The following is a 4,733-nucleotide window of genomic DNA, read 5'->3' on the forward strand; positions in this document are numbered from 1 at the left end:
ATCTGAAAAATCGCAAAGACTACAAAATTTATTTTCAGTCAGGCCGGATTGAGGAAGATCTGATACAGATGGAGGCATTGCACGAGTTTTCTGTGATGGCTTGGGAAAAAGAGCCATAGGCGAATGCTCAAACTTTCTGAATGTCGATCTTCAATGGTCGACATTCAAATTTTTTCGACATGATGGACAGCTTTCGAGTGATCGGCCGACTTCAATAAGGCGATTATATGAAGTTTTTGAAACTGGTGATTATTCGAGGAGGCTTATACTGGGGCCTCCCCATTGGAATTGGATGGGCTTTCCTTGTCAGCAGTCTGATTTGGTTGCTGGGATCACCGAACTATGAGTTCACATCAATATTTTTATTTCTGGGCCGTTATGCTGTCATTCTCTTTCCATTAAGTGGAATACTAATCGAACTCACACTGCCCATCCTTAAAGACAGTTCGATACAATAGTATATTTGCTGTGGTTGAAAAATGCGTATTGTTCACTGCAGCAGAAGCAAATTCTTCATTGAGGCCTTTGGGCCCTGACCGAACATCTTGTGTAACAGGAAAGAATATATTAACTTACGACCTTAAGCTGGAAGGATCGCCGATTGACAGTTAATGAGATTACGATATGGTTTCTTGCAGGTTCCTGGGCGGCAATGCTTCTGGTTCTTGCTGTGATATTTGGATTCTCCTTTCCTTATAAGGAAATTCAGTGGGGCTATCTTGCTATAGCGATTGGCCTTGGTGTTCAGTTTTGGGTCGCGCGACGTTTTCCGAGGATCGCATTTCGCTCCGTTAAAACCAGGAAAGCCTTTATAGGTGCAGGCGTCGGATCCTGGCTTACGGTTTTCCTAGCTGGTGTACTTGGAGGTTCCTTTGCGAACTGGATTCTTGCTGCAATAATGGATACTCATGATTCAAGTTTCGTCGATTGGTTTTTGAAGCCTGCTTATTGGTTCACGTTCTTCGGAGTTCCATGCGCAACACCTATCGGCATTTTTTACGGAATCGCCGTCCACTGGGTGAAGACTGAGGAGATCTTATGAATTCTCAGGGGATGCCGTACACCCCGGTGTAAGCCGAAACCTTGTCCTCCCAGAATGCCATTTAGTCGTTGTTTTATGTACGCACCAGCGAGTTGGCTAGCCGTTCCAAAAATCTCAATAATATCAGCCCATAAATTATGCAAATACCCCGCATAATGGCATTCAATAAACAATTGTAAAAAATCAATGGCTTAGCAAAAAAGTGGCTAACTGCAATGGTCAATACTGCACGCTATTTGGCTAAATAGTATCTGTATGATACTTAAGATATCCATACGATATCTTATGGCTGAAACTATGAAATTATCCAATGTAATGGTGATGATCTTGGCATGTCGAAAAGTATTTTGTCAGGAGTGACACCATTATCATGTTCCTGCGGCCTCCCATACAAAGGAAGGTAAATGCGATGAAGAAAGTGACTGCTGAACATTTCGACCAGATGGTGGATGAAGGAGAAGGCCATGACAAGGTTCTGACCTCTGCAACAAAGACTCTAACGATCGATCTTCCAACCTGGATGATCGCGGAACTTGATATGGAGGCTCGTCGCCTGAACGTGGCACGCAAGGCGCTAATCAATGTTTGGATCGCTGACCGATTATGTGGAAACAAGCCAGCGAAAAATTCTCAGGATTTCCCTTGAACCAAAGCTCTTCCTTCAAACAATTCTATTTTGCCTTTCACCTTCCAGAACTACGGATCGAATGGACGGCTCCGTTCTATCAGTTCTGGGCAAATCCTGCTGGTCGTAAGGCCCCACCACAATGTTTAAGAAAAATGGCACACTTCCAACCGCGTCCTCTTTGATTTCCTCAATTTCCTTCAAAAATTCCCGGCTCATCGCCACTATCCGGGCCAGAGCCTCGGGTGTAACGGATTCACATGTATGGCTGATCAGGGCAAAATTTGAACTGAGTTCGCGGACAAAATTTCTTGCATCACTACTGATCTGATGCTGCATTGCATGATGATCCATTTCTGAGGACACTGCTCGTATTACGTGGTCCTCCTGCTCAAGCAAACCGGCCTCGAGCATTTCATCAAGTGCGAGCAATCCCGATTCACCGGTCAGGCGTTCCACCGCCTCACGGCTTGCGCCTGTTCTTGTCATGGCCAGCTTGATAATGAGGTTATGTGGATTCAGATATAGGAACTTTCTGAGCAAATCAGAGAGTTCCCCATTGTCGGGTTTGACTTGGGAGGGCAAACTTATCATCCTGCCGAGGGACGGGTAATGGCTGCGAATAAAATCCACCTGCTCTTTTTTGGAGAGAACACGTTCCACAAGTTTGAAGACCGTTTCATCCTTGATCTCATTGACTTGAGAGCGGAGAATTCGCCGAAGGGTGGCATAGGGAACACCAGTGCGCATGGACAAGGCCTTAATGGTGACCCGGGGATATCGGTTAAAGTAGCTGTCTAATACGGACTGAACCGCTTCAAACTTTGATATCCTTGCTTCCATGGATGCTAACCTCTCAATGATTGTCCGCTGAAGCTGGGTGACTCATAGACTGCAAATGCAACAGAACGCACGATTACGTACTATTATATTCGAAGCAGTTTCATACATGCGTGGTTAGAGCCAATATGTAACGTTGATTGATCCAATTGGAAAAATTTCTTCTCCAACTTCTTCCTTAAGCGAGTCGTTTTTGTAGATCGGCCACGGATCTGACTTAGCAACGGTCTTTGCTAGCCCAGCTTGAAGATCCAGGCTCCAGTTGCTGGCTACCATCCACTCATAGCCTATGGCTCCTTGCAGATTGATATCCTGACTCTTATAGTCGCGTTTCGTGGAGACATGATTTTCAAGTTTAGACGGCCCAATCAGTATACCGAACTCGGCATTCAAGGGGCTCGCAAAAAACTGGCGGACTCCGACCATTACATGCTGTTCTGAAAATCGTCCTTCAGTATCGCGGTTTTTAGGCAAGCTAATACCAAGGCCAACAATTCCTTCCGTTCTATAAGGCGAGTGCTCATTGAGTGAGTGTCGCATAGCAATTCTATACAGATCGCCAGGATAAAAAGGCCAAAGTACATTGACCCTAATTCCTGTTAAAGGGGGATCATAAGCGTCCTTCGATTGGCCTTTTAAAGAAGTAAAGAGAACGCACAATACAAGAATTGGTTTAAACATACTTCCACTCCCAACTTGGTGCTTGTCTAAATAGGCTTCTGACGGGCCTGCAAGGTTAGTCGTCTCGAAAAAGGTTTGAATCAGAGGAAAGCTGGCAAGATAGCTTTGATTTTAAAATTCTTTCCACTGATATATCCAGTACTTGATAGTGCTAAAGGTTTGGAGCCGATTTCCTGCTGCTTTGGGTTCAGGTTCCTCCAGAATCGGGTTCCGGAGTGCAAAATAGTTCGACGAAATTACTATCGACTGGAACTGGATTTTTGGAAATGGCAATGTTAGCATGGAGTCTATGCAAGAATGCATGGACATATCAGCCAGAGACCTCGACTTTATCCTGACGCTTTATCGTAAGAAAAGTCTTACGAAGGCAGCTCATTTTCTTAATCTTGAGCAATCCACACTGTCGCGTCAGCTTTCCCAGCTCGAAGAGCGCCTGGGCGGCACTCTATTTGCGCGCCATCAAAAGGGCCTGACGCCGAGCCCCAAGGTGATGGAGCTGATTCCGTGGGCTGAAAAGATTGAAGCAATCGTTCGGAATGTGAATCTCCAGTCTTCGAGGCAATCCAAGGAAGTGCTGGGTGAAGTTCATATTTCCTGCCCGGATGCCATCGGTGATTTGATCCTGGCGCCGCGGATGCATGAAATTCTCATGGCTCATAAGGGCCTTCGTCTCAAGATTACAGGCTCCCAGGAGCTAATGGATTTGGATCGACTCGACTGTGATATCGCAATCCGAATCGGCATCAAGCCCAAAGGCGATGCCGTGGTCTTTAAACTCGGCGAGTCGTCCATCAAACCTTACGGTCATCCCAAGTTTTGCCCGGCAGCCGGGCATGTACTGATGAAAGATCTGCCTCTTATCTGCCGCATTGAAAACAGTACGCCTGACTCCCAGGCCATTCGTAATATGGCTGCCGATTCCATCGCAGTGCTGGTCAATCGTATGACAACCGGAATTCTTGCGGCAAGTGCGGGATCTGGGGTTATCTTTATCCCCGATACTTTTGGCCGATCGCAATCCAGCCTTGTGCCTATTCCAGTTGAGGGATGGTCATCGCCTGTTGTACCCATCTATCTGGCTTCAACCAAAGCGGTCCGACGACTCAAGCGTGTGGATACTGTCTGGAACTGGATCAAGGCACTATTTGATGACCTTGTCAGGATGCAGCCTCCCCTATAGAGGTTTTCTTAAAACTACCGATCGAAAAGAAAACTATCTTTTGTGGAAACACATATGCTTCATCGGATTCATGTTACAAGTCAAAGCCCGGAAATCCTGCGTAGAAGCATTAAACTCGCGGTTGACAGCCGAAAAATTCCGACTTGGGACTACGCACAAGGTGATTTCACGCACACCCTGGCGGGCTTTCGTCTTTGTTGAGTCAAATTGTTTTGAACAGGCTCAAGAGTTGTTCGTTCAGTTCGTCTCCGGCTTCACCGTCCATATGCGTATAAAATCGTTGTCGATCATCGCATTACTGTTGCAAGATCTTTCGTTGCACGTTTATCTCGCCCAGAGACATTCTTGCATCAAAAAGAGGTCTT

At 46.0% G+C, this 4,733-nt stretch carries 4 protein-coding genes; 2 read left to right on the forward strand and 2 right to left on the reverse strand.

The genetic code is table 11. The annotated features are described in order from the left end of the window. Positions 1-1,451: 1,451 nt before the first annotated feature. Complete coding sequence (locus tag VE954_RS03910) at positions 1,452-1,688, forward strand: hypothetical protein (RefSeq protein ID WP_324949870.1); 237 nt, start codon at positions 1,452-1,454, stop codon at positions 1,686-1,688. Between the two features lie 15 nt (positions 1,689-1,703). Here VE954_RS03910 and VE954_RS03915 read toward each other — a convergent pair whose 3' ends face one another. Together VE954_RS03915 and VE954_RS03920 are read right to left on the reverse strand one after the other, a co-directional pair. Then, entirely contained in the window at positions 1,704-2,300 is a 597-nt protein-coding gene (locus tag VE954_RS03915; RefSeq protein ID WP_324949873.1) for a hypothetical protein, read from the reverse strand. A gap of 324 nt (positions 2,301-2,624) precedes the next feature. After that, positions 2,625-3,188, reverse strand: a complete 564-nt coding sequence (locus VE954_RS03920; RefSeq protein WP_324949875.1) for a hypothetical protein — start codon at positions 3,186-3,188, stop codon at positions 2,625-2,627. 301 nt (positions 3,189-3,489) lie between these two features. On the opposite strand from VE954_RS03920, the gene VE954_RS03925 reads away from it, so the two are divergent. Next, positions 3,490-4,368, forward strand: coding sequence for a LysR family transcriptional regulator (locus VE954_RS03925; RefSeq protein ID WP_324949877.1), 879 nt, complete (start codon positions 3,490-3,492; stop codon positions 4,366-4,368). Positions 4,369-4,733: the final 365 nt, after the last annotated feature.

Origin of the sequence: Oligoflexus sp. (assembly GCF_035638955.1) — a bacterium.
Classification (GTDB): domain Bacteria; phylum Bdellovibrionota_B; class Oligoflexia; order Oligoflexales; family Oligoflexaceae; genus Oligoflexus.